This window comes from Pseudomonas sp. PS1(2021) (genome assembly GCF_020405165.1).
GTDB classification, from domain to species: domain Bacteria; phylum Pseudomonadota; class Gammaproteobacteria; order Pseudomonadales; family Pseudomonadaceae; genus Pseudomonas; species Pseudomonas aeruginosa.
The window spans coordinates 4,459,199-4,481,518 of record NZ_CP084484.1 but is presented as its reverse complement, the minus strand read 5'-3'; the positions used below and the strand labels follow the sequence as shown (position 1 = coordinate 4,481,518).

The following is a 22,320-nucleotide window of genomic DNA, read 5'->3' as shown; positions in this document are numbered from 1 at the left end:
GGCCCGCCGGCATGGCGGGCGGGAGCTTGCTCAGAAGTAGCGGGTCGCTTGCAGCCACAGCCGGGGAGTGCGCTCGGGCTCGATGTTGTTTTCCTGGCTCAGGGGCCAGGCGGCGGTCAGGCTGACCTGGTGATCCGTTCCGTACCAGGTTGCGCCGCTGCCGACGGCGGCCATGCGGTTGCGATTGCCTTCCGTGGTGTTGGGGTGCTTGAGGAATTCCACCGCGCCCTGGTCGACGAACGAACTCAGCTGCCAGCCCGGAGCCAGGCTGTAGCGCAGCTCCGCACTGGCTTGCCAGCCTTCGTCGCCGTAGCCCTTGTAGCTGCCCAGGGGGAACGCCCGAACGCCGTAGGGGCCGCCCATGTCGAACTGTTCCGCGCTGTCGAGGTTGCCGCCGCTCCACTGGGCGTTGAGTTGGGCGAACAACTGCAGGCGGTCGCCCAGGTGCTGCAGGCGTACGGCGTTGAGCATGATCTTGTCGAAGCTGCCGGCGGTACCGATGGTGTAGCGGTCCAGCAGCCGCTCTTCGCCGGAGTCGATGGCGAGCTGGCCGTGGGCATAGGCCAGCGAGAAGCCGCTCTGTCCACCGCCAAACAAGCGGTCCTGGGCGTTTCCGCTGATGCTGGCGGTCCACAGGCGGATCTCCTTGCGGCTATGCCTCCCGGTACGCTCCTGGTCATCGCGAAGTCGCTTGTTTTCATATTGCAACTGGGTGGACAGGCTTAAGCTGCGGCTACGCAGCAGGGGCTGGCTGACGAACAGACTGTCGGTAATGGCCCGGCCATGGGCGTCCAGGCGCGAGAAATCGCGTACCAGTCGATAGGTCGTCTCGGCGTGGGCCAGTCCGATGCGCGTGCCTCGGGAACCAAGGGGCAGTTGATAGGCTGCACGGTAGTAGCGTTGGTGCCGGTCGCTGCCCAGCAGGCTCAGTCTCGCCTGGTCGCCCAGTCGCAGCGGACTGTTGAAGTCGAGGGTGGTTCCCAGGCGATATTCCCCCATGTAGCGGCCGCCATAGTTGTCTGCCTCCAGCCTGCCGCCGACCAGTGGGCCGGGGCGGGCCTCGACGCGCAAGTCCGTGGTTCCCTGCGCCTGGCCCGGCAGCAGGGTGCCTTTGGCCTGGAGGCCGGGAATGTCGCTCAGGAGCAGAAGCGCACGCTCCAGCTCCGAGCCCTGGACCGCGGTATCTCGTTCGAGTGCGCTCAAGGGGCGGAGTAGAACGCGGTCCAGCGTTCGGGACGTGTTGTGCAGTTCGATCCTGCCGTAGCGTCCCTCGAGCACTTCGATGCGTACCGTTCCATCCTGGATTTCCTGTGCCGGGAGGAAGGCGCGCGCCAGCACATATCCCTTTTCCTGATAGAAATCGCCGATGCGGGCGGCGGCGGCGTGCAATTGGCTCAGATTGAGTTCCTGGCCCGGCAGGTCGTGCAGGAGCGCCAGCAGGCGTCGATCGTCGAACTGCCTGTTGCCGCTGAGTTGGAAGCGCTTGACCAGCACCGTCGGGCCGCCCTCTTCGGCAGCCCGTGATACGCCGTCCTCGGGGCTGGGGCGCTCGGCGTCCAGTTCCACCGGCGCGGGCAGGTTCAGGCGTCGGCTTTCCACGTCACGCAGCGCCTGCCCCGCATCCGGGGCGGCATTGGCAAGGCAGGACGACAACATGGCCATTCCCATGAGGCCCGTACGGAGCAGCGGTCCGGCCCTGAGGGATGGAACGATCGAAGTGGAACTGCCGGAAGGTTTTGGAGAGGGAGGTGGGAAAGAAAGGCTAGCCTGGTTACGCGGAAAAGCTGGATGCATGGTCAATCGGCCCGGAGCGCGGTTCTTGCAGAGAAAAGAAGCCGATATCCGCAGGCATGTGCAGAACGATCGGTTTCAAGGCGGAGAATCGAGTGGGCGATAGCCTGAGGCGAGGCTGAAACGGCGACAATCGTAGTTTTCTGGCTTTGGCCGGTAGAACTTCTTGGTTTTCGTAGGGGACTGGGAGGACTGCTGTAGGAAAAAACTCCGGTGATAATGGGCTCGGCAGCGGAAGCGGCGGAAACAGTGGGGCGGAAGTAGCGGCTGAGCGCGACTCCGTATCGCGACCGTGGCGGTCATGATCAAAGGGCCTGTCCGACTATCGCCCGCCGTTCGGTCTGGCGGCTGGAGCATGGGCAGGACGCAGCGCTAGAATGCCGTTCTCGGTTTAAGGGCCCTCTCAGGCTGAGCATCAACGGAGTGTGTCTTTCGGTTCTTTTTCGTGGCGTTCACCCATGACCGGCACCAAGCCCACAACGCCCGTAGCCCGCTATTTCCACCAAGAGGCGCAACGGCGCGGCTATGTGCTGGACGCAGCCCAGGGCAATGCCATTCTTCATCTCGATCGATTGGCGGAGCGCTTGCGTCGAGGTCCGTCGCTATTCCGGCAAGCGCCGCGCAGCCTCTACCTGTGGGGGCCGGTCGGGCGCGGCAAGAGCTGGCTGATGGATGGCTTCTTTCGCAGCGCCGATTTGCAGGGCCTGCGCCGGACGCATTTCCATGCGTTCTTTCGCCGGCTTCATGACGGTATGTTCCGCCGCCAGGGGCGGCCCGATGCCCTGGGCGGTGCGCTCGATGAACTGCTAGGAGATTGCCGGCTGCTTTGCTTCGACGAATTCCATGTCCACGACATTGGCGACGCGATGCTGATAACACGCCTGTTCAGGGAGCTGTTCCGCAGGAAGATCACCCTGGTCTGCACCTCCAACTACGCGCCGCGGCAACTGCTGCCCAATCCGCTCTACCACGAACGCTTTCTGCCGGCGATCCGGTTGATCGAGACGCGCATGGAAGTGCTGGAAGTAGCCGGCGCCCGGGACTACCGGACGATTTCGCCGCGGCAGGAGATCGCTTCCGGTTATGCCAGCGGCGGGTATTGCTGGCCAGCCTCATGCGCTTGCCTGGACGAGCTGGGCTTGTCCGCGCCCGAGCCCTCGCAACGCGTGACCCTGCAAAGCGGCGCGAGGACGTTGCAGGCGCGCGCGGTGTGCGGCGACCTGGTGTGGTTCGCCTTCGCCGACCTTTGCGAGGCGCCAACCGCGGTGATGGACTACCTTGCCCTCGGCGAACGCTTCTCTACCTGGGTGCTGGAGGGCGTACCGCCGATGGCGCGCTGTTCGGTCGCCGCCCAGCAGCGCTTCATCAATCTCGTCGACGTCCTTTACGACAATGACCGGCGTTTTTTCCTGAGTGCCGAAAAGGCGCTGCCGGACCTGGTCGAGGGCAGCGACCTGCCTGCGGACATGCAGCGTACCGCCAGTCGGCTGGCGCAGTTGCGCCAGCTTCGCTGTTGAAGGAACGCCCCGCGCCGACGGCAAACGGGGCGTAATGGCTCAGTGCAGCTTGAGGCGTGGCTCGGTGCTGCGCAGGCGGCCGCTAAGCATCAGCATCGCGGTGCGCAGCGGACCGTACAACGCCATCTGGTGCATGCGGTATAGCGATACGTAGAACATCCGCGCCAGCCAGCCTTCGAGCATGACGCTACCCATCAGATTGCCCATCAGGTTGCCGACCGCGCTGAAGCGCGACAGCGAGATCAGCGAACCGTAGTCGCGGTAGTGATATTCGCCCAGCGGCTTGCCTTCGAGACGGGCACGTAGCGATTTCACTAGCAGCGAGGCCTGCTGGTGCGCGGCCTGGGCGCGCGGCGGCACGTTGCGCGGTTGCTCTCCCGGTTGCGCCGGCTGGGGACAGGCGGCGCAGTCGCCGAAGGCGAAGATGTCGTCGTCGCGGGTGGTCTGCAGGGTCGGGCGGACCACCAGTTGGTTGATACGGTTGCTTTCCAGGCCGTCGAGTTCCTTGAGGAAGGCCGGAGCCCGGATGCCTGCCGCCCAGACCTTGAGCGTCGCCGGGACGAACTCGCCGTCGCCGGTCCAGAGGCCGTCCGCATCTACCTTGCTCACCGCCGAGCCGGTCATCACCCGTACGCCGAGCTTGCTCAGGGTCTGGTGCACCGGCTGGCTGATACGCTCGGGCAGCGCCGGCAGCACCCGTGGGCCGGCTTCGACCAGGCTGATGTGCAGGTCTTCCGGGCGGATCCGGTCGAGCCCGTAGGCGGCCAGCATCTGCGCAGCGTGGTGCAGTTCCGCAGCCAGTTCGACGCCGGTGGCGCCGGCGCCGATGATGGCGATACTCACTGCGTTGTTGTTCGCGTCGTGCCCGGTATGCGCACGCAGGTACTGGCCGAGCAGCTGGCGATGGAAGCGTTCGGCCTGGGCGCGGGTATCGAGGAAAATGCAGTGTTCCGCAGCGCCCTCGGTGCCGAAGTCGTTGGTGGTGCTGCCGACGGCGATCACCAGGGTGTCGTAGGCGATGTCGCGCTCGGGAACCAGTTCAACGCCATTCTCGTCCACCAGTGCGGCCAGGCGGACCCGCTTGCCGGCGCGATCCAGGCCCTGCATGCGGCCGAGCTGGAATTCGAAGTGGTTCCACTTCGCCTGGGCGACGTAGTTCAGCTCGTCCTCGGAGGAGTTGAGCGAGCCGGCGGCGACTTCGTGCAGCAGGGGTTTCCAGATGTGGGTGAGGTTGGCGTCGACCAGGGTGACCTGGGCCTTGCCGCGTTTACCCAGGGTGCGGCCGAGACGGGTGGCGAGCTCCAGCCCGCCGGCGCCGCCGCCGACGATCACGATGCGATGGGACATGTGGATATCTCATAGTGGGAATTCCGTGAGGCGGTCGTCGGGAGCGTGGCTCGACCGGACGACTCAGGCCAGGTAGCTGAGGAGGCGGCTGAGCAGGCCCAGGCCGATGACCACGGCGAGCAGGACGAACATCAGGAACCACGGGCGGAACGGCGCACGCTCGACCTGGTGCAGCGGCGAGGCGAGGTACTGCTCGACCTTCTGCTGGTCTTCGGGGCTCAGTCGGCTGGACATGGCAGGCCTCCGTTTTCGATGTCGGTCATTCTAGACAGACAGGGGGCTCGATCACCAGCGGATCGTCGAGGCGGATCACTCCGCTGCCGATCACCCGCGCGGTGATGCCGCCCTGTTCGCGCACGCTTTTCAGCGTGCGGTGGTCGATGTGCTTTTCCAGGCGTCCGCAGGGTTGGTACCAGCCAGTGGTTTCCAGCAGCGCGCCGCCGAGGCGGAAGCGACGGTCCTTCAGGCTGAGCAGGTTGATGCCGGCGACGGCGATGTTGCGGCGCATCTCGTTGGGCAACAGCGGCCTGCCCAGCAGGGTACCGAGGGCCTCGATGTGTTCCCATTGCACCAGGGTGACCTGGCGCGGCGGGTGCGGGTGGTCGCCCGTCAGTCCCAGGCCGCGCCGTGCCTCCACCGCCTCCAGTTCCTGGATCGGCGCGCGGCTGCCGGAGCGCACGCCGATCCACTTCACCCGCCCTTCGCTCACAGGCCTACCCCGGCGTCGAACAGGATGCTGCGGCCGAGGTTGGCGCGCAGGAATTCGGGGGCGCCGGAGTGAGCGAAGAGCACCCGGGCAAAGGTCGGACCGACCATCGACAGCGAGCGCCAGCCTTGGCGCAGGTATTCGGTGGGCGGCGGGAAGGGCGTATTGAAATCGGGCACCGCGCGCTTCAGGTTGACGAAGGCCAGCAGGTCCAGTTCGCCGTGGTCGATGCCGCGCTCGCTATAGTTGTGCGCCTTCTTGCGCAGGGTTGGCGCCAGCCGTGCCTGCAGCTCGGCGGCGGCGATCCGTTGTGGCCGCTCTTCGCGGCGGATCAGTTGGCGCAGGCTGACGGCCTGGCGGCGACGGGTCAGTTCCTCGCGCCACTCCTCGTTCAGCCGGCGACCTTCATCGAGGACGAAGAACACCTCGAAGCCGGCACCCTTGAACAGGACGTCCGGCGGCTGTTCCCCGGGGGCGGCGAAATCCTCCTGGCGATAGGGCACGTTGAGGGCTTCGAGGAAGCGCTGGCAGACCCAGCGCTCGCGGTCCCATTTACGTGCGTTGGAGAGGAAGTCGTTGGCTTGTTCGGCCTGACGGGTGAGCAGGCGCAGATAATCCGCTTCGTTCATGGGCTCAGCTTAGTCTGCCGGCGGGCCCGCTTTCCAGCCCGCAGGCGTTCCGGCTGCGACAATCCGTCCCGGAGCGCGCCAGCGGCGAGGCTCGGTGTACACTGCCGTTCCCCTTGGGCCGGAGCCGTTCCGATGCAACTTCGCAGCGTCATCGCCGCCGATCACCCGGCACTCTTCGCGCTATGGTCGCGAACGCCAGGTATCCGCCTCCGTGCGGAGGACGCCTATCCCTTCTTCCTCGCCTACCTTCAACGCAACCCCGGGCTGAGCCTGCTGGTCGAAACCGAAGGGGAGGTGATCGCCTGCCTGATGGCCGGGCATGACGGTCGCCGTGGTTACCTCCAGCACCTGGTGGTCGATCCCGGTTATCGAGGGCTGGGGCTGGCGCGGCGGATGCTCGACGAGGTGTTGGCACGCCTGGCGAGGGAGGGGATCGGCAAATCCCATGTCTTCGTCCTGGATGCCGCCGAGGAGGCACAGGCATTCTGGCGAGCCCAGTCGGACTGGGAGCGGCGCAAGGACATCCAGGTATTTTCCACTCGGGAGGGACACGCGTGAAACGACTGCATTGGGTTCTGCTGGCCATGCTGCTGCCCGGCCTGGCGCTGGCCGTGGAGAAGGGCTCCACCCTGGAGCCCTGGACGTTGCAGGACCAGTTCGAAAAGGCGCACTCGCTGGACGACTCCACCCGGGTCCTGCTGGTGGCGCGGGACATGGACGGCTCGAAGCTGGTCAAGGCGGCGCTGGCGGAACGCCCAAAGGGCTACCTGGAGGCACGCCACGCGCTGTTCCTGGCGGACATCAGCCGCATGCCGGCGCTGATTTCCCGGCTTTTCGCGGTGCCGGCCATGCGTGACTACAGTTATCCGGTGCTGCTCGATCGCGACGCGGCCATCGCTTCTCGCTATGCCTCGGACGAGGGCAAGGTCCTCTGGGTCAGGCTGGAGCAGCGCCGCGTGTTGGAAACCCGCCAGTTGGATTCGCCGGTGGCCCTGCGCATCGCCCTGGAACAACTGCAGCCGTGATCGCTGCCGAATTGCTGTCGGCGGAAAGCCTGGAACTGGGCTGGGCCATCTATGCGCCGGTGCTGCTGCTCGCCGCCTGGCGCGCGCCCTGGGTCGAGCTGGTCAGCGATACCCGCCGCCAGCACCTGGTGTTCGGTACCATGCTCGGGCTGTTCCTGCTCTGGCTGGTGCGCCGGGACTTCGAGTCGGGACTGTCCTTCCATTTCATCGGTATGACCGCCGTCACCTTGCTGCTCGACTGGCCGCTGGCGATCGTGGTGGGGCTGGTGGCGCAACTGGGCTTGTGCCTGCTCGGCCGCCAGGATTGGCTGGCGATCGGCGTCAACGGCGTGCTGCTGGTGGCGATCCCCGCGCTGATCGCGGAGCTGGCGGCGTTGTTCGTGGAAAAGCGCCAGCCGCGCAACCTGTTCGTCTACATCTTCTGCTGCGGTTTCTTCCCGGCGGCCCTCACCGCGGTGGTGGTCCTGCTGCTCGGCCTTGGCGTGGTCTGGATCGACGGCCTTTTCCCGATGCCGCCCTGGCTGGAGGACTTCGCTGGTTACCTGTGGCTGATCATGTTCCCCGAGGCCTTCATCAACGGCACGGTGATCACCGGCCTGGTGGTCTACTACCCGGAGTGGCTGGAAACCTTCAATCGCACGCGCTACCTGCAGGCGCCCTGGAAGGACGAAGAGCGCAAGCCCTGATGACCAGTCATTCGCCAGGTTCATGGCGGGCGGCGGCTGACTTGCGTCAGTGTTTCGGACGAAGCTGGCCGCGATCCTGCCGTTTTCCCAGGTGAGGAGCGGAACATGGGTGTCCATGAATGGGCCCGAGAGGGCCTGCGAGAGTTGCTGTCGAAGAGTGACGAGGCGGACCGGGCAATGCGCCTGCGCGCGTTGCTCAGCGCAATCGTCGAACTGAACCGGGCGGAGCGCGATGCTGGCGACCTGGCCAGCGAACTGCAATTTCTTGCGGAGAATCTCGACGACCAGCGCGACTACGCTTTCATGCGTCCCTGAAGGAACGGGCCAGCCGGATTGGCTGGCCCGTTGCGTTCAATGCTCGCGAGGTGGCAGGTCGGCGGAGAAGATATCGTCTTCCAGGGTGTCGCCGGGGATCGCATGTTCCTCGGCGGCCCAGGCGCCGAGATCGATCAGCTTGCAGCGGTCGGAGCAGAAGGGGCGGTACTTGTTGTCGCTTTTCCATTCGACGGGCGCGCCGCAGGTCGGGCACTCCACGGTCAGGGGCTGGCTCATGCTCGGCCTCCTCGCAAGGTCAGGTAGAAGGCGTGCAGTCGTTCGACTTCACGCTGCAGGTGGGACAGGTCGCCGTCGTTGACCAGCACGTCGTCGGCGTGCTTCAAGCGCTCGTCGCGCCGGGCCTGGGCCTGGAGGATCGAGCGCACCTGCTCCTCGGAGACCTTGTCGCGAAGCATGGTGCGCTGTAGTTGCAGATGTTCCGGGGTATCCACCACCAGCACGCGCTGGGTCATCTGGCGCTGGCCGGACTCCACCAGTAGCGGCGAGACCAGGATAGCGTAGGGTGATTCGGCCCTGGCCAGGTACTGGACGATCTCCGCGCCGATCAGCGGGTGCAGCAATTGCTCCAGCCAGCGCCGTTCCTCCGGCGCCTGGAAGATCCGCTCGCGCAAGGCGGCGCGGTCGAGCTGGCCATCGGGCAGGAGAATGCCGTCGCCGAAGCGTTCGACGATCTTCGCCAGGGCCGGACGCCCCGGCTCCACCACCCAGCGGGCGGCATGGTCGGCGTCCACCAGGTGGACGCCGAGGGAAATGAAATGCTCGGCGGCTGCGCTCTTGCCGCTGCCGATACCGCCCGTGAGGCCTAGTATCCAGGGTTGGGTCATTTGAATCCGGCGAATTGCAGATAGGTCCGGGTTATTTGATCACCCCAGAGCAAAGCAATCCACCCGGCAATCGCCAGATAGGGACCGAAGGGGATCGGCGTGCCGCTTTCGGCGTTGCGCAGGCGCAGCATGATCACCCCGAGGATCGCCCCGACCAGCGACGACAGCAGGATGGTCAGCGGCAGGATCTGCCAGCCGCCCCAGGCACCGAGCATGGCCAGCAGCTTGAAGTCGCCGTAGCCCATGCCCTCCTTGCCGGTCACCAGCTTGAACAGCCAGAACACCGACCACAGGCTCAGGTAGCCGAACACCGCGCCGAACAGCGCATCGTCGAGGCTGGCGAAGAGGCCGAAATGGTTGGCGATCAGGCCCAGCCAGAGCAGCGGCAGCACCAGCACGTCCGGCAGCAGTTGGTGATCGGCATCGATCAGGCTCATCGCCAGCAGACCCCAGGTCAGCAGGAGCATCGCGCCCGCCTGCCAGGTGAAGCCGAAATGCCAGGCGACGTAGCCGGAAAGCAGCGCGGTGGCCAGTTCCACCAGGGGGTAGCGTTTGCCGATGGCGGCCTTGCAGGACGAGCACTTGCCGCCCAGCGCCAGGTAGCTGACCAGCGGGATGTTTTCCCAGGGGCGGATCTCGTGGCCGCAGCGCGGGCACGCCGAATTCGGCAGCACCAGGTTGTAGGTCGCCTGCTTGGGTTCCGGCTCCAGCCCGAGCGCTTCGCGGGCTTCGGCCTTCCAGTTGCGCTCCATCATCTTCGGCAGGCGATGCACGACGACGTTGAGGAAGCTGCCGACCAGCAGGCCGAGGAGGATGGTGCACAAGACAAAGGCCAGCGGATGGCTGGCCAGGTAGTCGAGGAGGGTCATTTAGACGACGTTGCCCAGCTGGAAGATCGGCAGGTACATGGCGATGATCAGGCCACCGACCAGGACCCCGAGGACCGCCATGATCATCGGTTCCATCAGGGCGGTCAGGTTGTCCACGGCATTATCCACTTCCTGCTCGTAGAAGCCAGCGACCTTGGCCAGCATGTCGTCCAGCGCGCCCGACTCCTCGCCGATGGCGGTCATCTGGATGGCCATGCTGGGGAAGATGTTGGTGGTGCGCATGGAGAAGTTCAGCTGCATGCCGGTGGACACGTCCTGCTTGATCTTGCCCACCGCGTCCCTGAACACCACGTTGCCGGTGGCGCCGGAAACCGAGTCGAGGGCTTCCACCAATGGCACGCCGGCGGCGAAGGTGGTCGACAGCGTCCGCGCGTAGCGTGCCACGGCGGATTTGTAGAGGATGGCGCCGACGATAGGCAGCTTCAGTACCGTGCGGTCGGTGGCGTCGCGGAACTTCTCCGAACGCTTGTAGGCGTGGTTCAGCAGGAAGCCGGCGCCGCCCATCATCAGCAGTACCAGGAGCCACCATTCCTGGAGTACGTTGGAAATGTTGATGACCATCATGGTGAAGGCTGGCAGTTCGGCGCCGAAGCCCTCGAACACCGACTGGAACTGCGGCACCACCTTGATCAGTAGGATCGCCGAAACGATGATGGCGACGACGATCACCGCGATCGGGTAGGTCATGGCCTTCTTGATCTTGGCCTTCAGCGCCTCGGTCTTTTCCTTGTAGGTGGCGACCCGGTCGAGCAGGGTTTCCAGGGCGCCGGATTGTTCGCCGGCGTCCACCAGGTTGCAGTAGAGCGAGTCGAAGTACTGCGGCTTCTTGCGCAGCGAGTTGGCCAGGCTGTTGCCGCCGGCGACTTCCTGCTTGATCTCCTCCACCAGCTTGCGCATGTTCGGATTGTCGAAGCCTTCGCTGATGATGTCGAACGACTGCAGCAGCGGCACGCCGGCGGCCATCATGGTGGACATCTGGCGGGTGAACAGGGCGATGTCCATAGGCTTGATCTTCTTCCCCGCCCCCAGCAGGGAGATGCCTTTCTTGCGGACCTTGACCGGCGTGATGCCCTGCTTGCGCAGTTGCGCCTTGACCAGGGTCGGGTTCTGGCTGGACAGCTCGCCCTTGACCTTGGTGCCTTTCTTGTCAGTGCCTTCCCATACGAAGACACTGGTCTTTAACGCTTTGTCCGCCATGGATTAATCCTTGGTCACGCGGTTGACTTCCTCCAGGCTGGTGATTCCCTGCATGGCTTTCAGCAGGCCTGAGGTGCGCAGATCGTTGAAGCCTTCTTTGCGGGCTTGCTCGGCGATCTCGATGGAGTTGCCTTCTTCCATGATAATCCGCTGCAGGGCGGGGGTGTTTTTAACCACTTCATAAATACCGACGCGACCTTTGTAACCGCCTTTGCAGTTTTCGCAGCCTACAGGCGAATACAGCTTGAAGGTGCCGATCAGCTCTTCCGGGAAACCTTCGTGAAGCAGGGTTTCCTTCGGCACGTCGTGTTCTTTCTTGCAGTGCGAACAGAGTTTTCGCGCAAGGCGCTGGGCGATGATCAGGTTCACCGAGGTCGCCAGGTTGAACGCCGGCACGCCCATGTTCAGCAGGCGGGTCAGGGTCTCGGCGGCGCTGTTGGTGTGCAGGGTGGACATCACCATATGCCCGGTCTGCGCCGCCTTGATGGCGATCTCGGCAGTCTCCAGATCGCGGATCTCGCCGACCATGATCACGTCCGGGTCCTGGCGCAGGAAGGCGCGCAGCGCCTGGGAGAAGTCCATGCCCTGACGCGGGTTGACGTTGACCTGGTTGATGCCTTCCAGGTTGATCTCCACAGGGTCTTCAGCGGTGGAGATGTTGATGTCGGTGGTATTGAGGATGTTCAGACCGGTGTACAGCGAAACCGTCTTGCCCGAGCCGGTGGGGCCGGTGACCAGGATCATGCCCTGTGGCTGCTTGAGCGCGGCCAGGTAGAGTTCCTTCTGGTCCTCTTCGTAGCCCAGTGCGTCGATGCCCATCTGCGCGCTGGAGGAGTCGAGGATCCGCATCACGATCTTCTCGCCCCACAGGGTCGGCAGGGTGTTGACGCGGAAGTCGATCGACTTGGTCTTCGACACGCGCATCTTGATCCGCCCGTCCTGCGGCTTGCGCCGTTCGGAGATATCCAGGCCGGCCATTACCTTGAGTCGCGCGGAAATGCGGCTGGCCAACTGGATCGGCGGCTTGGCCACTTCGTGGAGCATGCCGTCGGTACGGAAGCGCACCCGGTAGGTCTTTTCGTAGGGCTCGAAGTGCAGGTCGGAAGAGCCGCCGCGGATGGCGTCGAGCAGCATCTTGTTGACGAAGCGCACCACCGGGGCATCTTCGGCATCGTCGCCGCCGTCGTCCTGGCTGGCGCTTTCCGCCTTGCCGACATCGACCCCGTCGAGATCGATGTCACCGAGGTCGCCGAGAGCGTCCATAGCGCCCTCGTAGAGCTTCTCGATGGCTACGCCGAGCTTGTCGTCCTCCACCAGCAGGGCTTCGGTGGTGAGACCGGTGCTGAACTGGATATCGGTGACCGCCTGGTGGTTGGTCGGGTCGGAGAGACCGATGAACAGTTTGTTGCCGCGTTTCCACAGCGGCAACACACGGTGCTGGCGGACCAGGCGCTCGCTGATGACATCCTTCGGAATGCTTTCCCGGTCCAGGCTGTTCAGGTCGCAATAGGCGATGCCGAACTGCTCGGCGGCCACCTCGACCAACGCCCGGCTCTGCACCAGCTTGGCCTGGACCAGGTGGCTGACCAGCGACTGCTTGTTGCGCGCGGCCTGCACCTGGGCCTGGCGGGCGGTCTTTTCGTCGAGGAGTTCGTTCAGGACCAGTTGCTTGGCAAGGCCGCTGAGAGGCGTGGAATCGTTCATTGGGGAACATCTGAAGAAGGCTTGGAGCGAGACTTATAACGCAGATGCCTGGGGCTGCCAAACCGACGATTCCGAGATGCCAAAAAGTGTCACATATTGCCGGCAGGGGAGAGCGGAACACTTTCGAAGTCCCCGCAAGAGTTGCGAAAGGAGGGCGTTTGAAAGGTTGGCATGCAACCTGCTTTGAAGGGGGAAGGCGTTTGGCCTATACATACCACATGGAGATATTCATGAAAGCTCAGAAGGGTTTTACTCTGATCGAACTGATGATCGTGGTTGCGATCATCGGCATCCTGGCCGCCATTGCCATCCCGCAATACCAGGACTACACCGCCCGTACCCAGGTGACCCGTGCCGTGAGTGAAGTCAGCGCGCTGAAGACCGCTGCGGAGTCGGCGATTCTGGAAGGGAAGGAGATTGTTTCCAGCGCGACTCCTAAAGATACCCAGTATGACATTGGCTTCACCGAGTCTACTTTGCTAGATGGTTCTGGTAAGAGTCAGATCCAGGTAACGGACAATAAAGATGGCACCGTTGAGTTGGTCGCTACCTTGGGTAAATCTTCTGGTTCCGCTATCAAAGGGGCTGTAATCACTGTTTCGCGTAAAAATGACGGAGTCTGGAACTGCAAAATCACCAAAACTCCTACAGCTTGGAAGCCCAACTACGCTCCGGCTAATTGCCCGAAATCCTAATCGGTTTTTTGAGTTGTTTTGAGTGTGAAGGAAGCGCCCCGCATTGCGGGGCGTTTTCATTCTGGAGCCCATGTGATGCGAATTTGGCTAGCCTGGGAAAGGATGGGTAAGGCGTCGCGTACTATTCTATTATTGCTGATAAGTATTCTTCTGCTTTCTCCCGTTGTTTACTGCGGGGTTTCCAAGAACTGGCATGATCAGCAGCGAATACTCCAATTGGTGGTGTTGAGTGGATCGTCACTCCTGCTGCTCTTTTCTTCTCGTCTGTCATTTGCCAGAAGGATGGTTCAGGTAACACTGTTGGTTATCTTGGGTCTAGGCAGCGTTTCCGCATTTCTCTCCGCCAATCCTTCCTGGGCATTCAAGGAATGGTCGGTATTCGCCGGCCTGATGCTGTTTTCCTTCAATATATCCGCCAGCCCAGAGTGGGTTCGCCGTATCGCCCTCTGGGGGGTGGTCGTGTTGGGAGGGTTCTTCTGCTACCAGTTCCTGCTTTCCTATCTCGCGGCCTTCGTCAGCGGGCTCCGTGAGTTGAATCCCAGGGTTCTGCTCAGCGGCTTTTCCAACGTCCGGACCATGGGGCAGTTCCAGGCCATGCTGCTGCCGCTGATGGCTGCGCTGGGGTTGTACCTGCGAGAGACCGGGCGGTTCAGACTGTCCTGGCTTGTCATGCTGCTGCTGGCCATCCAATGGTGCATCTCCTTCGCCTTGGCTGGACGCGGGCTCTGGTTGGGTTTCGCCGTCGCGCATCTCGCGCTTTGCTGGATCGGCCCCGTGGGGCGCCGCTTTTTGATCGTCCAGTTGTCCGCGGCATTCGTCGGGTTGGCGCTCTATTTCCTGTTAATGGTTGCCTTGCCGACCTGGCTAGGTATCGACATGACCCTCATGTCCGGTATGCGCAGTGGTCTGTCTCTGCGCGACGTGTTGTGGCGAGATGCCTGGGGCATGTTCGTAGCCCATCCTTTGCTTGGGGTCGGGCCCATGCATTTCTCGGCGGTGCCGAACAGCGTCGGTGCCCACCCGCACCAGATGCTGCTGCAGTGGTTCGCTGAATGGGGCGGGGTCGCTGGCCTTCTGGTGGTTGGACTGATGACCCTTGGTCTGCTTCGCGGCGCGCGTTACCTGCGTGAACAGGGCGATCCGATGGATGCCGGACTGTGGCTGGCCCTCGTTTCGGTCCTGGTCCTGGCCCAGGTGGACGGCGTGTTCGTCATGCCCTTCACCCAGACCGTATTGGCCTTGCTGGTAGGCATCGCCATGGCACGCTGGTCGAAGCCGGTCGCGCCGTCCCCCGCACAGCGCTGGCTCTGTCGGGGCCTGGCTGTCGTTGTCATTGTCGTGCTGGGGCGCGTGCTGCTGCTCGAGGTGCCGGGGCTGACCGCGGCCGAGGAGCGCTACCTGGAAATCCACGGCGGCGGTGAGGCGCCACGTTTCTGGATTCAGGGTTGGATTCCCATGTGAGGGGGAATATCGGTTGAAATCCGGCTGTGCCGAGTGATACCTTCCCCGCGCCGCCGGATTAGCTCAGTCGGTAGAGCAGCTCATTCGTAATGAGAAGGTCGGGGGTTCGATTCCTCTATCCGGCACCAGTCGCAATAAAAAGCCCCGCTTCGGCGGGGCTTTTTATTACCTGCGATTCGTTCAGAGGGTGAGGCGCATGGACAGGTCGACGGCCCTGACATCCTTGGTCAGGGTGCCGATGGAGATGTAGTCGACGCCGGTCTCGGCGATGTTGCGCAGGGTGCCCTCGTTGATTCCGCCGGAAGCTTCCAGCTTGGCACGGCCGGCGGTGAGGGCGACGGCGGTGCGCATGTCGTCCAGGCTGAGTTCGTCGAGCATGACGATATCGGCGCCGGCCTCCAGCGCCTGGCGCAGTTCATCGAGGTTCTCCACTTCCACTTCCACCGGCTTGCCGGGTGCTATGCGCCGGGCTTCGGCGATTGCCCGATCGATACCGCCGCAGGCGGCGATGTGGTTTTCCTTGATCAGGAAGGCATCGTAGAGGCCGATGCGATGGTTGTGGCAACCGCCGCAGGTGACCGCGTACTTCTGCGCCAGGCGCAGGCCGGGCAGGGTCTTGCGCGTGTCGAGGAGCTTCACCGCGGTGCCGGCGACCAGGTCGGCGTAGTGCTGGCTGCGGGTGGCGGTACCGGAAAGCAGCTGGAGGAAGTTCAGCGCGCTGCGCTCGCCGGTGAGCAGGGCGCGGGCCGGACCTTTTAGCTGGAACAGCATCTGGTTCGGCTCGACTCGCTGGCCGTCCTCCACCTGCCAGGTCACCAGCACTCGGGGATCGACCTGGCGGAAGACCTCGTCGACCCAGGCGCGGCCCGCGATCGTCGCGTGCTCGCGGGTAATCACCCGGGCCTCGGCCTCGCGCTGTGGATCGATCAAATGAGCGGTAAGGTCGCCGCCGCCGACGTCTTCCGCCAGGGCGGTGCGGACGTTGGCCTGGATTTCGCCTTGGAGGTCGGCAAGGGTGAGGTTAGGCATGGCGGGCTCCTGTACGAGATCGGGCGATTATACGGAGCGCAGCGGACGGCGTCTGTGCCTGCCTGGGCGCCGGTCGGGACGGCCGCCATTCATCGGCCTTCGCTTGTGTGAAGAGAGTCATGTCTATAGGAAAACCCTCTATCTAGATTTGAAAGTATCTCTATAATGAATGTAGATACTTGTTTTTGACGCCTGGAAATTGACGTTACGGACGACGCCAATCGATCCTCTGTGCCCGATTTTTGCCATTCCATGCGCGGCCGCGAGGGTGGCAGGAGAGTCCCGATGCAGAACGATGCCAATGTGGTGCACCTGACCAGGGTCGCTTCCGAGCCGTCGCCGAACGCCGGAGCGGGGCGCCTGCCGGTCATCCTCGTGCAGGTGCGCGACAAGGCGGCGTTGCAGCTGAAACAGGCGTTGCAGGCGTTGTTCGACAACGCCGACGACACCCTCTTCGAAATGGCCGACCGAGCCACCAGTAACCTCGAACAGAACGCTTTCTTCGAAGCCATGCGCGACCTGCGCCTCAAGCGCAAGAGTATCGAGCGGGTCTACCTGCAGAAGGTCTTCGAGGAGTTCTCGGCGCTCAACCAGGTACAGTCCGGCAAATCCGTGCCGACCCTGGATACCGTGTCCTTCGACAGCCTCAGCCTGGTACAGAACGAGGAACTGGAGGAGTCCGTCGCGGTGGACGCGATGGTGGCGCGGGTGATGAGCCGCGATGCCACCGCGCTGGCCCACCTGAGCACCCGCCTGAACACCCTGGTCGGCCGGAAGGTCGACGAGAAGAGCAATCCCCTCGCTCCGCGTCCGCTGACCGCGGCTTTCCTCGATGCCTGCCAGGGGCTCGGCGTCGAGATCAAGGTCAAGCTGATCATTCTCAAGCTGTTCGAGAAGTACGTCCTGGCCCATTGCGACCAGTTGTACGCCGAGGCCAACCAGATCCTGGTCGCTGCGGGCGTGCTGCCGGAACTCAAATCCGCGCTGCCGCGGCGTCAGCCCGCTGTCCGTCCCGAAGCGGTACGCGATGCCGGGACCCTGCAGGCACAGGCTGCGCTGCTCGACGGCGGCCAGCAGGAAGTCTTCGGCGCGCTGCAGGAACTGCTGGCGCAGGTCCGCGACAATCCTTCCTTCTACCGTCGCGAAACGCCTGAGAATGCCGCGCCGATTTCCAGCAACGACCTGATGCGCCTGCTTTCCCACCTGCAACAGCACTTGCCGGGCCCTGGCGCCGCGGAGTTCGACGTCCGCGACGGGGTCGATCAACTGCTCCAGCGGGTCAGCCACAAGAGCGGCCGTTCTCGGGTGGTCGGCCAGGTGGACGATGACGTCATCAACCTGGTGTCGATGCTGTTCGAATTCATTCTCGACGACCGCACCCTGCCTGATTCGCTGAAGGCCCTGATCGGTCGGATGCAGATCCCGATGCTCAAGGTGGCCCTGCTCGACAAGACCTTCTTCAGCCGCGGTAGCCATCCGGCGCGTCGCCTGCTCAACGAGATCGCATCCGCGTCGCTGGGCTGGGCCGAACACAATGATGCCCGGCGCGACAGCCTGTACCAGAAGATCGAACAGGTCGTGATGCGGCTGTTGAACGACTTCGTCGACGACCCGGCGATCTTCGCCGAGTTGCTGGAGGACTTCATTGCCTTCACCGGCGACGAGCGCCGCCGCAGCGAGCTCCTCGAGCAGCGCACCCGCGACGCCGAGGAAGGCCGCGCCAAGGCCGAACTGGCTCGTCAGGACGTGGAGCAGGTGCTGAACCAGCGACTGCTCGGCAAGGTCCTGCCGGAGGTGGTGGTGCGCCTGCTGCGGGATGCCTGGAGCAAGGTGATGCTGCTGATCTGCCTTAAGCATGGCAAGGCTTCGGCCGAGTGGCGGGAGGCCCTGGATACCATGGACGAGCTGATCTGGAGCGTCGGCCCGCATGATGATCCGCTGTCCCGCCAACAGTTGCTGGAGCGCGTGCCAGGCCTGCTCAAGGCGCTGCGCGAGGGATTGGCCAGCGCAGCCTTCGATCCGTTTTCCACCGGTGAATTCTTCAGCCAGCTGGAAACCCTGCATGTCCAGGGCCTGCAGCGCGACAAGCGCGGCGAGGCGGCGGTCGCGGACAGCCCCCTGCTCGACGAAGCGACCCCGGGCACGGCCGCGGAAAAGCCCCGGGCGCCGGTCATGCTGCGGGTGGTCGAGGAAATCGTCCTGACCTCGCCGGACGCCGCCCCGGCGCCTGTCGAGAGCGAAGTGCGCCTGCCGGACAACGACGAGGCACTGCTGCGGGTCGATGCGCTGCGTGTCGGCAGTTGGGTGGAGATCCAGGAGGACGCCGAGCACAAGCTGCGCTGCAAGCTGGCGGCAGTGATCCGGCCCACCGGTCGCTACATCTTCGTCAATCGCACCGGGATGAAGGTCCTGGAAAAGACCCGCATGGGCCTGGCGGTGGAGTTTCGCCGGCAGGCGGTACGCCTGCTGGACGATGCCTTGCTGTTCGACCGGGCCCTGGAGTCGGTGATCGGCAACCTGCGGCGCCTCAAGGGCGCCTAGCCGCTTCTCGAGGACCCGGCGGATGCCGGGTCTTTTCGTTCTTGCGGGTAATACCTTTCCTCGACGCATGTCGAAGCGGCCGATCCAGAGCCCGCCTGATCGTCATTCCGGCGCCGCTGGATTAGAGTGGGGGCTCGTTCAGGAGCCCGTATGCATTTCGATTCCGTTACCGGCTGGGTCCGTGGCGTCCGCCACTGCCCTTCACCGAATTTCAACCTGCGTCCGCAAGGGGACGCGGTGTCGCTGCTGGTCATCCACAATATCAGCCTGCCGCCGGGACAGTTCGGCACCGGCAAGGTCCAGGCGTTCTTCCAGAATCGCCTGGACCCGAACGAACATCCCTATTTCGAGGAGATCCGCCACCTGACGGTTTCCGCGCATTTCCTCATCGAACGCGACGGCGCCATCACCCAGTTCGTCTCCTGCCACGACCGCGCCTGGCATGCCGGGGTTTCCTGCTTCGACGGTCGCGAGGCGTGCAACGACTTCTCCCTTGGCATCGAACTGGAGGGGACCGACACGGAACCGTACACGGACGCGCAGTACACTGCCCTGGCCGGGCTGACGCGGCTGTTGCGCGCGGCCTTCCCGGCGATCACCCCGGAACGCATCCAGGGCCACTGCGATATCGCCCCGGAGCGCAAGACCGATCCCGGCGAGGCTTTCGACTGGTCGCGCTACCGCGCCGGATTGACCGATTCCAAGGAGGAAACATGACGTTCCTGGTGTTGCTGCTGGCCCTTGCGCTGGAGAAGTTCTCCGGCTGGCGCCGGCGTATCCAGCGCGATGGCGCCTGGCTCGCCTGGCTGGGCCTGGTCGAGGATCTGCCCTCGGTGTCCCGCCGCTCCTGGCTGGGGTTGCTGCTCGCGGTGGTCCTGCCGTTGCTGCCGCTGGCCCTGCTGCTGACATTGCTGCAGCCGCTGGCCTATGGCTGGTTGAGCCTTCCGCTGCATCTTCTGGTGGTGGTCTACAGTCTCGGCCGCGGCGACGTCATGGCCGACCTCGGGCCGTTCCGCGACGCCTGGCGGCGCGAGGAGGCCCAGGCTGCCTTCCATGTCGCCGAACGCGATCTGGGGATCCTGGGCGGCAGCGAGAGCGACCTGATCGGCCGGGTGCACGGCCATCTGCTCTGGCAGGGCTACCAGAGCTTCTTCGCGGTGATCTTCTGGTATGCCTTGCTCGGCCCGGTGGCGGCCCTGGCCTATCGCCTGCTGGCACTGGCGCTGGAGCACGCCCGCCAGCCGGCGTTGCGCGAACAGGCGGCGCGCGTCCGGCATATCTTCGACTGGTTGCCGGTGCGTGCGCTGGTGCTGAGCTTCGCCCTGGTCGGCAACTTCCTCGCGGTTATCCGCGTGCTGCTGCACTGGCTGCTGGCCTGGGACATCTCGGCGGCCGCGCTGCTGGGCAAGGCCGGACGGGTCGCCAGCGATGTCGAAGCGGTCGAACTGGGTGCCGCCGGCGTCGCCAGCCTGGATGCGCTCTGGCAATTGCTGGTGCGTGCGGCCGTGCTCTGGTACGCCGTGTTCGCCTTCTGCGCGCTGTTCCTCTGAGCGCAGCGACGGGGAATCCGCCTGCGATTCCCCGTTAACCTTAAGTTACAGAACACCAGGCCGATATCGGGTACACAGGTGAACGTGTCCGCATGATTTCGAAAGGCCATTACCGAGCGGACTCCGTGCGTCAATGTCGCCACGCGGCGGCATCTCTCAGAACGATAAGAACAATCAGGAGACGTCTGGGTGAAGACCGTACTCTATCCCGCCATCGCGCTGATGAACCGGCTCAGCTTCGGCATGAAGTTCGGCCTGATCAGCGTGCTGTTCTTCCTGCCGCTGCTGATCACCAGCTTCTATCTGGTGCGCGATGCCTATCGCCAGTTCAGCGACACCCGGATCGAACTGCAGAGCTTGACGCTGCTGGGTAGCGGACTGCAGATCCGGCGTGGCCTGGAGTCCCTCAACGATCTGTTGCAGATCAATGCGGTCATCGGCCAGTCCGGCAAGGCCGGCGATCTGGAAGCGCGCATCGCGGACGTCCAGAAGGGGCTGCGCGGGCGGCTCGAGGCGCTGGCGCCGCTCAGCGAGGATGGTGCGGCGGTAGCCGAATTCGAGGCCCAGCGCGACCGGTTGCTCAACGGCTTGCAGGCCGTGGAGGCCGAAGGGTCCCTGCAGGGCAAGGGCGCACGGGCGGAGAAGCTGCTCGGTAGCGCACAGGTATTCATCAAGTTGCTCATCGCCCAGGCCGGGCTCAGCCAGGACAGCCAGCGCCAGGTGCGCCAGCTCAGCGAGCTGGTCGGTTCGATAACGCCGGAGGTGACGGCGGCCATCAGCAAGGGGCGCGCCATCGGCGCCTACTCCCTGGGCCAGGGTTTCCTCAATTCGTCCTCCAGCGCGCGGCTCGACGAACTGCTGCTGGAGTTCGAGAAACTGCATGGCGAGTACGGCCTGAAGCTGCAGGAGTCCCTGGCCGGCAGCCCACCGGCGCTCGCGGAGGCCGCCCAGGCCAGTCGCGAGACCCTGAAGAGACTGGGGCAGTTGTTCGAGGACCGGGTGATCGTGGCCGAGACGCTGGATACCCCGTGGACGCAGTTCTACGATCAGGTCAGCGCGGCGATGGACAAGACCTACCAGCTCGACGACGCCGTTCTCGGCTATCTCGATACCCAGTTGCAAAAGCGCCTGCAACAGGTGCGCACGCAGATGCTGTTGCTAGTCGCCGCGCTGGCCGTGGTTTTCGCCGCGATCCTATACCTCTACGGCGGTTTCTACGTTTCCACCCGCGCCACCCTGAAGGATCTCGGGCGAATGATGGAGCGCGTCGCCGGCGGCGACATGACGGTCAGCTTCCAGGCCCGCAGCCGTGACGAGCTGGGCGAGCTGGGACAATCGTTCAACGAATCGGTGGCGAAGATCCACGACCTGATCGAGCGGGTCAGCCAGACCGTCGGCGAGGTCGAGCGGCAGACCCTGCGCGTCGAGTCGGTGTCGGCCGAAAGCAACCAGGCGGTAGCCGGGCAACGCAGCCAGATCGAGCAGGTGGCCACGGCGATGAACCAGATGGCCGCTACCGCCCAGGAAGTGGCACGCAGCGCGGCGATGGCGGTGAGCAGCGCGAACAGCGTGAACCAGGAAACCCTCAGCGGGCGCAGCCTGGTCGAGTCGCAGGTGGGTAGCATCCAGCGCCTGGCCGGCGAGATCGACCAGTCGGTGGCGGCGATCAATCGCCTGGCCAGTGACAGCGCCTCGATCAGCCAGGTGCTGGATGTGATCAAGGGCATCGCCGAACAGACCAACCTGCTGGCGCTCAATGCGGCGATCGAGGCCGCTCGTGCCGGGGAGCAGGGGCGCGGTTTCGCGGTGGTGGCCGACGAGGTGCGCACGCTGGCCAAGCGCACCCAGCAATCCACCGCCGAGATCGAACAGATGATCCTGCGCCTGCAGGGCGGCGTCGATGCGGCGGTGAAGGCGATGGGCAGCAGCCACCATACCGCCGATGGCACGGTCAACGAGTCGGCGCAGGTGCAGCAGGCACTGGAGAATATCCTCGGCGCGGTGGGCATGATCGTCGACCAGAACCAGCAGATCGCCGCCGCCGCCGAGCAACAGACCGCCGTGGCCCACGATATCGACCAGAACATCGTCGAGATCAACCAGGCCGGCGAGCGCACCGCGGAAGGCGCCAGCCAGACCGAACGGGCCAGCCGCGAACTGGGCGCCCAGGTGACCCAGCTGAAACGCCTGATCGGCGCGTTCCGGGTGTAGGCGCAAGGCCTGCGCGGGACGTTTTTCGTCCATCCGATTGAACGCTGGGCGGACGGGGACATCCCACTGTCATGCACATGGGGTAAAGGCTGAGCAGGTCAATCCGGCGGTGCGACAGGCGGAGGCGAAATCGCGGCATTTTTTTATTGATCTCGCGTCCCCTTGGTCCTAAAGTTCGCGC

22 protein-coding genes and 1 tRNA gene are annotated in these 22,320 nt (G+C 64.3%); 12 read left to right on the top strand and 11 right to left on the bottom strand.

All coding sequences use genetic code 11. The features are described 5' to 3' along the window. Nucleotides 1-30: 30 nt before the first annotated feature. Nucleotides 31-1,668, bottom strand: a complete 1,638-nt coding sequence (locus LE197_RS21455; protein ID WP_031637874.1) for a ShlB/FhaC/HecB family hemolysin secretion/activation protein — start codon at nucleotides 1,666-1,668, stop codon at nucleotides 31-33. A 548-nt stretch (nucleotides 1,669-2,216) separates the two neighbouring features. Here LE197_RS21455 and zapE point away from each other — a divergent pair. Further along, nucleotides 2,217-3,308: a cell division protein ZapE gene (gene zapE / locus LE197_RS21450; RefSeq protein WP_049284759.1), complete on the top strand. Its 1,092-nt coding sequence runs from the start codon at nucleotides 2,217-2,219 to the stop codon at nucleotides 3,306-3,308. 39 nt (nucleotides 3,309-3,347) lie between these two features. Here zapE and LE197_RS21445 read toward each other — a convergent pair whose 3' ends face one another. From LE197_RS21445 to LE197_RS21430, 4 genes are all read right to left on the bottom strand, one after another. Beyond that, a complete protein-coding gene (locus LE197_RS21445; protein WP_003112837.1) occupies nucleotides 3,348-4,655 on the bottom strand; it encodes an NAD(P)/FAD-dependent oxidoreductase in 1,308 nt (435 codons plus the stop codon). A 63-nt stretch (nucleotides 4,656-4,718) separates the two neighbouring features. Then, on the bottom strand, nucleotides 4,719-4,889 hold the full coding sequence (locus LE197_RS21440; RefSeq protein ID WP_003094672.1) for a DUF3094 family protein: 171 nt from the start codon (nucleotides 4,887-4,889) through the stop codon (nucleotides 4,719-4,721). Nucleotides 4,890-4,914: 25 nt separating this feature from the next. Next, nucleotides 4,915-5,364: an MOSC domain-containing protein gene (locus LE197_RS21435; protein WP_003094670.1), complete on the bottom strand. Its 450-nt coding sequence runs from the start codon at nucleotides 5,362-5,364 to the stop codon at nucleotides 4,915-4,917. After that, entirely contained in the window at nucleotides 5,361-5,990 is a 630-nt protein-coding gene (locus tag LE197_RS21430; RefSeq protein ID WP_003094668.1) for a DUF1780 domain-containing protein, read from the bottom strand. Before LE197_RS21430 ends, LE197_RS21435 begins: the two co-directional genes overlap by 4 nt. Before the next feature lie 132 nt (nucleotides 5,991-6,122). Here LE197_RS21430 and LE197_RS21425 point away from each other — a divergent pair, with 132 nt between their 5' ends. The 4 genes from LE197_RS21425 (at nucleotide 6,123) to LE197_RS21410 (ending at nucleotide 8,016) form a co-directional block, all read left to right on the top strand. Further along, nucleotides 6,123-6,548: a GNAT family N-acetyltransferase gene (locus LE197_RS21425; protein WP_003103865.1), complete on the top strand. Its 426-nt coding sequence runs from the start codon at nucleotides 6,123-6,125 to the stop codon at nucleotides 6,546-6,548. Next, nucleotides 6,545-7,015, top strand: a complete 471-nt coding sequence (locus LE197_RS21420; protein WP_003103866.1) for a hypothetical protein — start codon at nucleotides 6,545-6,547, stop codon at nucleotides 7,013-7,015. Before LE197_RS21425 ends, LE197_RS21420 begins: the two co-directional genes overlap by 4 nt. Further along, complete coding sequence (locus LE197_RS21415; RefSeq protein ID WP_003103868.1) at nucleotides 7,012-7,701, top strand: energy-coupling factor ABC transporter permease; 690 nt, start codon at nucleotides 7,012-7,014, stop codon at nucleotides 7,699-7,701. The genes LE197_RS21420 and LE197_RS21415 overlap by 4 nt, the downstream gene beginning before the upstream one ends. A 105-nt stretch (nucleotides 7,702-7,806) precedes the next feature. Continuing rightward, nucleotides 7,807-8,016 carry a hypothetical protein gene (locus tag LE197_RS21410; RefSeq protein ID WP_003094660.1) on the top strand — a complete coding sequence of 70 codons (210 nt, stop codon included), beginning with the start codon at nucleotides 7,807-7,809 and terminating at the stop codon, nucleotides 8,014-8,016. A gap of 36 nt (nucleotides 8,017-8,052) precedes the next feature. Here the strand turns inward: LE197_RS21410 and yacG are convergent, their stop codons facing one another. Genes yacG through pilB form a run of 5 tightly spaced genes read right to left on the bottom strand, consistent with a single transcriptional unit; the run spans nucleotide 8,053 to nucleotide 12,652 of the window. Beyond that, the gene (gene yacG, locus LE197_RS21405; RefSeq protein ID WP_003094656.1) at nucleotides 8,053-8,253 is read right to left on the bottom strand and encodes a DNA gyrase inhibitor YacG; all 201 of its coding nucleotides are present in this window, start codon (nucleotides 8,251-8,253) and stop codon (nucleotides 8,053-8,055) included. Next, on the bottom strand, nucleotides 8,250-8,861 hold the full coding sequence (gene coaE, locus LE197_RS21400; protein ID WP_003094654.1) for a dephospho-CoA kinase: 612 nt from the start codon (nucleotides 8,859-8,861) through the stop codon (nucleotides 8,250-8,252). The genes yacG and coaE overlap by 4 nt, the downstream gene beginning before the upstream one ends. After that, the gene (pilD, locus tag LE197_RS21395; protein ID WP_003107301.1) at nucleotides 8,858-9,730 is read right to left on the bottom strand and encodes a type IV prepilin peptidase/methyltransferase PilD; all 873 of its coding nucleotides are present in this window, start codon (nucleotides 9,728-9,730) and stop codon (nucleotides 8,858-8,860) included. The genes coaE and pilD overlap by 4 nt, the downstream gene beginning before the upstream one ends. Beyond that, on the bottom strand, nucleotides 9,731-10,948 hold the full coding sequence (locus LE197_RS21390) for a type II secretion system F family protein (RefSeq protein ID WP_003107299.1): 1,218 nt from the start codon (nucleotides 10,946-10,948) through the stop codon (nucleotides 9,731-9,733). A 3-nt stretch (nucleotides 10,949-10,951) separates the two neighbouring features. Beyond that, nucleotides 10,952-12,652 (bottom strand): type IV-A pilus assembly ATPase PilB, encoded by a 1,701-nt coding sequence (gene pilB, locus LE197_RS21385; protein WP_003122078.1) that lies wholly within the window; start codon nucleotides 12,650-12,652, stop codon nucleotides 10,952-10,954. A 230-nt stretch (nucleotides 12,653-12,882) separates the two neighbouring features. On the opposite strand from pilB, the gene LE197_RS21380 reads away from it, so the two are divergent. From LE197_RS21380 to LE197_RS21370, 3 genes are all read left to right on the top strand, one after another. Next, nucleotides 12,883-13,347, top strand: a complete 465-nt coding sequence (locus LE197_RS21380) for a pilin (protein ID WP_003122079.1) — start codon at nucleotides 12,883-12,885, stop codon at nucleotides 13,345-13,347. A gap of 75 nt (nucleotides 13,348-13,422) precedes the next feature. Then, nucleotides 13,423-14,808, top strand: a complete 1,386-nt coding sequence (locus LE197_RS21375; protein ID WP_003122080.1) for an O-antigen ligase family protein — start codon at nucleotides 13,423-13,425, stop codon at nucleotides 14,806-14,808. A gap of 52 nt (nucleotides 14,809-14,860) precedes the next feature. Then, nucleotides 14,861-14,936 (top strand) — tRNA-Thr (locus LE197_RS21370). A 52-nt stretch (nucleotides 14,937-14,988) separates the two neighbouring features. Here LE197_RS21370 and nadC read toward each other — a convergent pair. Further along, nucleotides 14,989-15,837, bottom strand: coding sequence for a carboxylating nicotinate-nucleotide diphosphorylase (nadC, locus tag LE197_RS21365; RefSeq protein WP_003122081.1), 849 nt, complete (start codon nucleotides 15,835-15,837; stop codon nucleotides 14,989-14,991). Nucleotides 15,838-16,122: 285 nt separating this feature from the next. Between nadC and LE197_RS21360 the strand changes: the two genes are divergently transcribed. The 4 genes from LE197_RS21360 (at nucleotide 16,123) to LE197_RS21345 (ending at nucleotide 22,139) form a co-directional block, all read left to right on the top strand. Beyond that, on the top strand, nucleotides 16,123-18,378 hold the full coding sequence (locus tag LE197_RS21360; RefSeq protein ID WP_016264271.1) for a DUF1631 domain-containing protein: 2,256 nt from the start codon (nucleotides 16,123-16,125) through the stop codon (nucleotides 18,376-18,378). 150 nt (nucleotides 18,379-18,528) lie between these two features. After that, nucleotides 18,529-19,095 (top strand): 1,6-anhydro-N-acetylmuramyl-L-alanine amidase AmpD, encoded by a 567-nt coding sequence (gene ampD, locus LE197_RS21355; RefSeq protein ID WP_003094640.1) that lies wholly within the window; start codon nucleotides 18,529-18,531, stop codon nucleotides 19,093-19,095. Next, a complete protein-coding gene (gene ampE, locus LE197_RS21350) occupies nucleotides 19,092-19,928 on the top strand; it encodes a regulatory signaling modulator protein AmpE (protein WP_003110342.1) in 837 nt (278 codons plus the stop codon). The genes ampD and ampE overlap by 4 nt, the downstream gene beginning before the upstream one ends. A gap of 189 nt (nucleotides 19,929-20,117) precedes the next feature. Continuing rightward, the gene (locus tag LE197_RS21345; protein ID WP_023108749.1) at nucleotides 20,118-22,139 is read left to right on the top strand and encodes a methyl-accepting chemotaxis protein; all 2,022 of its coding nucleotides are present in this window, start codon (nucleotides 20,118-20,120) and stop codon (nucleotides 22,137-22,139) included. Nucleotides 22,140-22,320 lie beyond the last annotated feature (181 nt).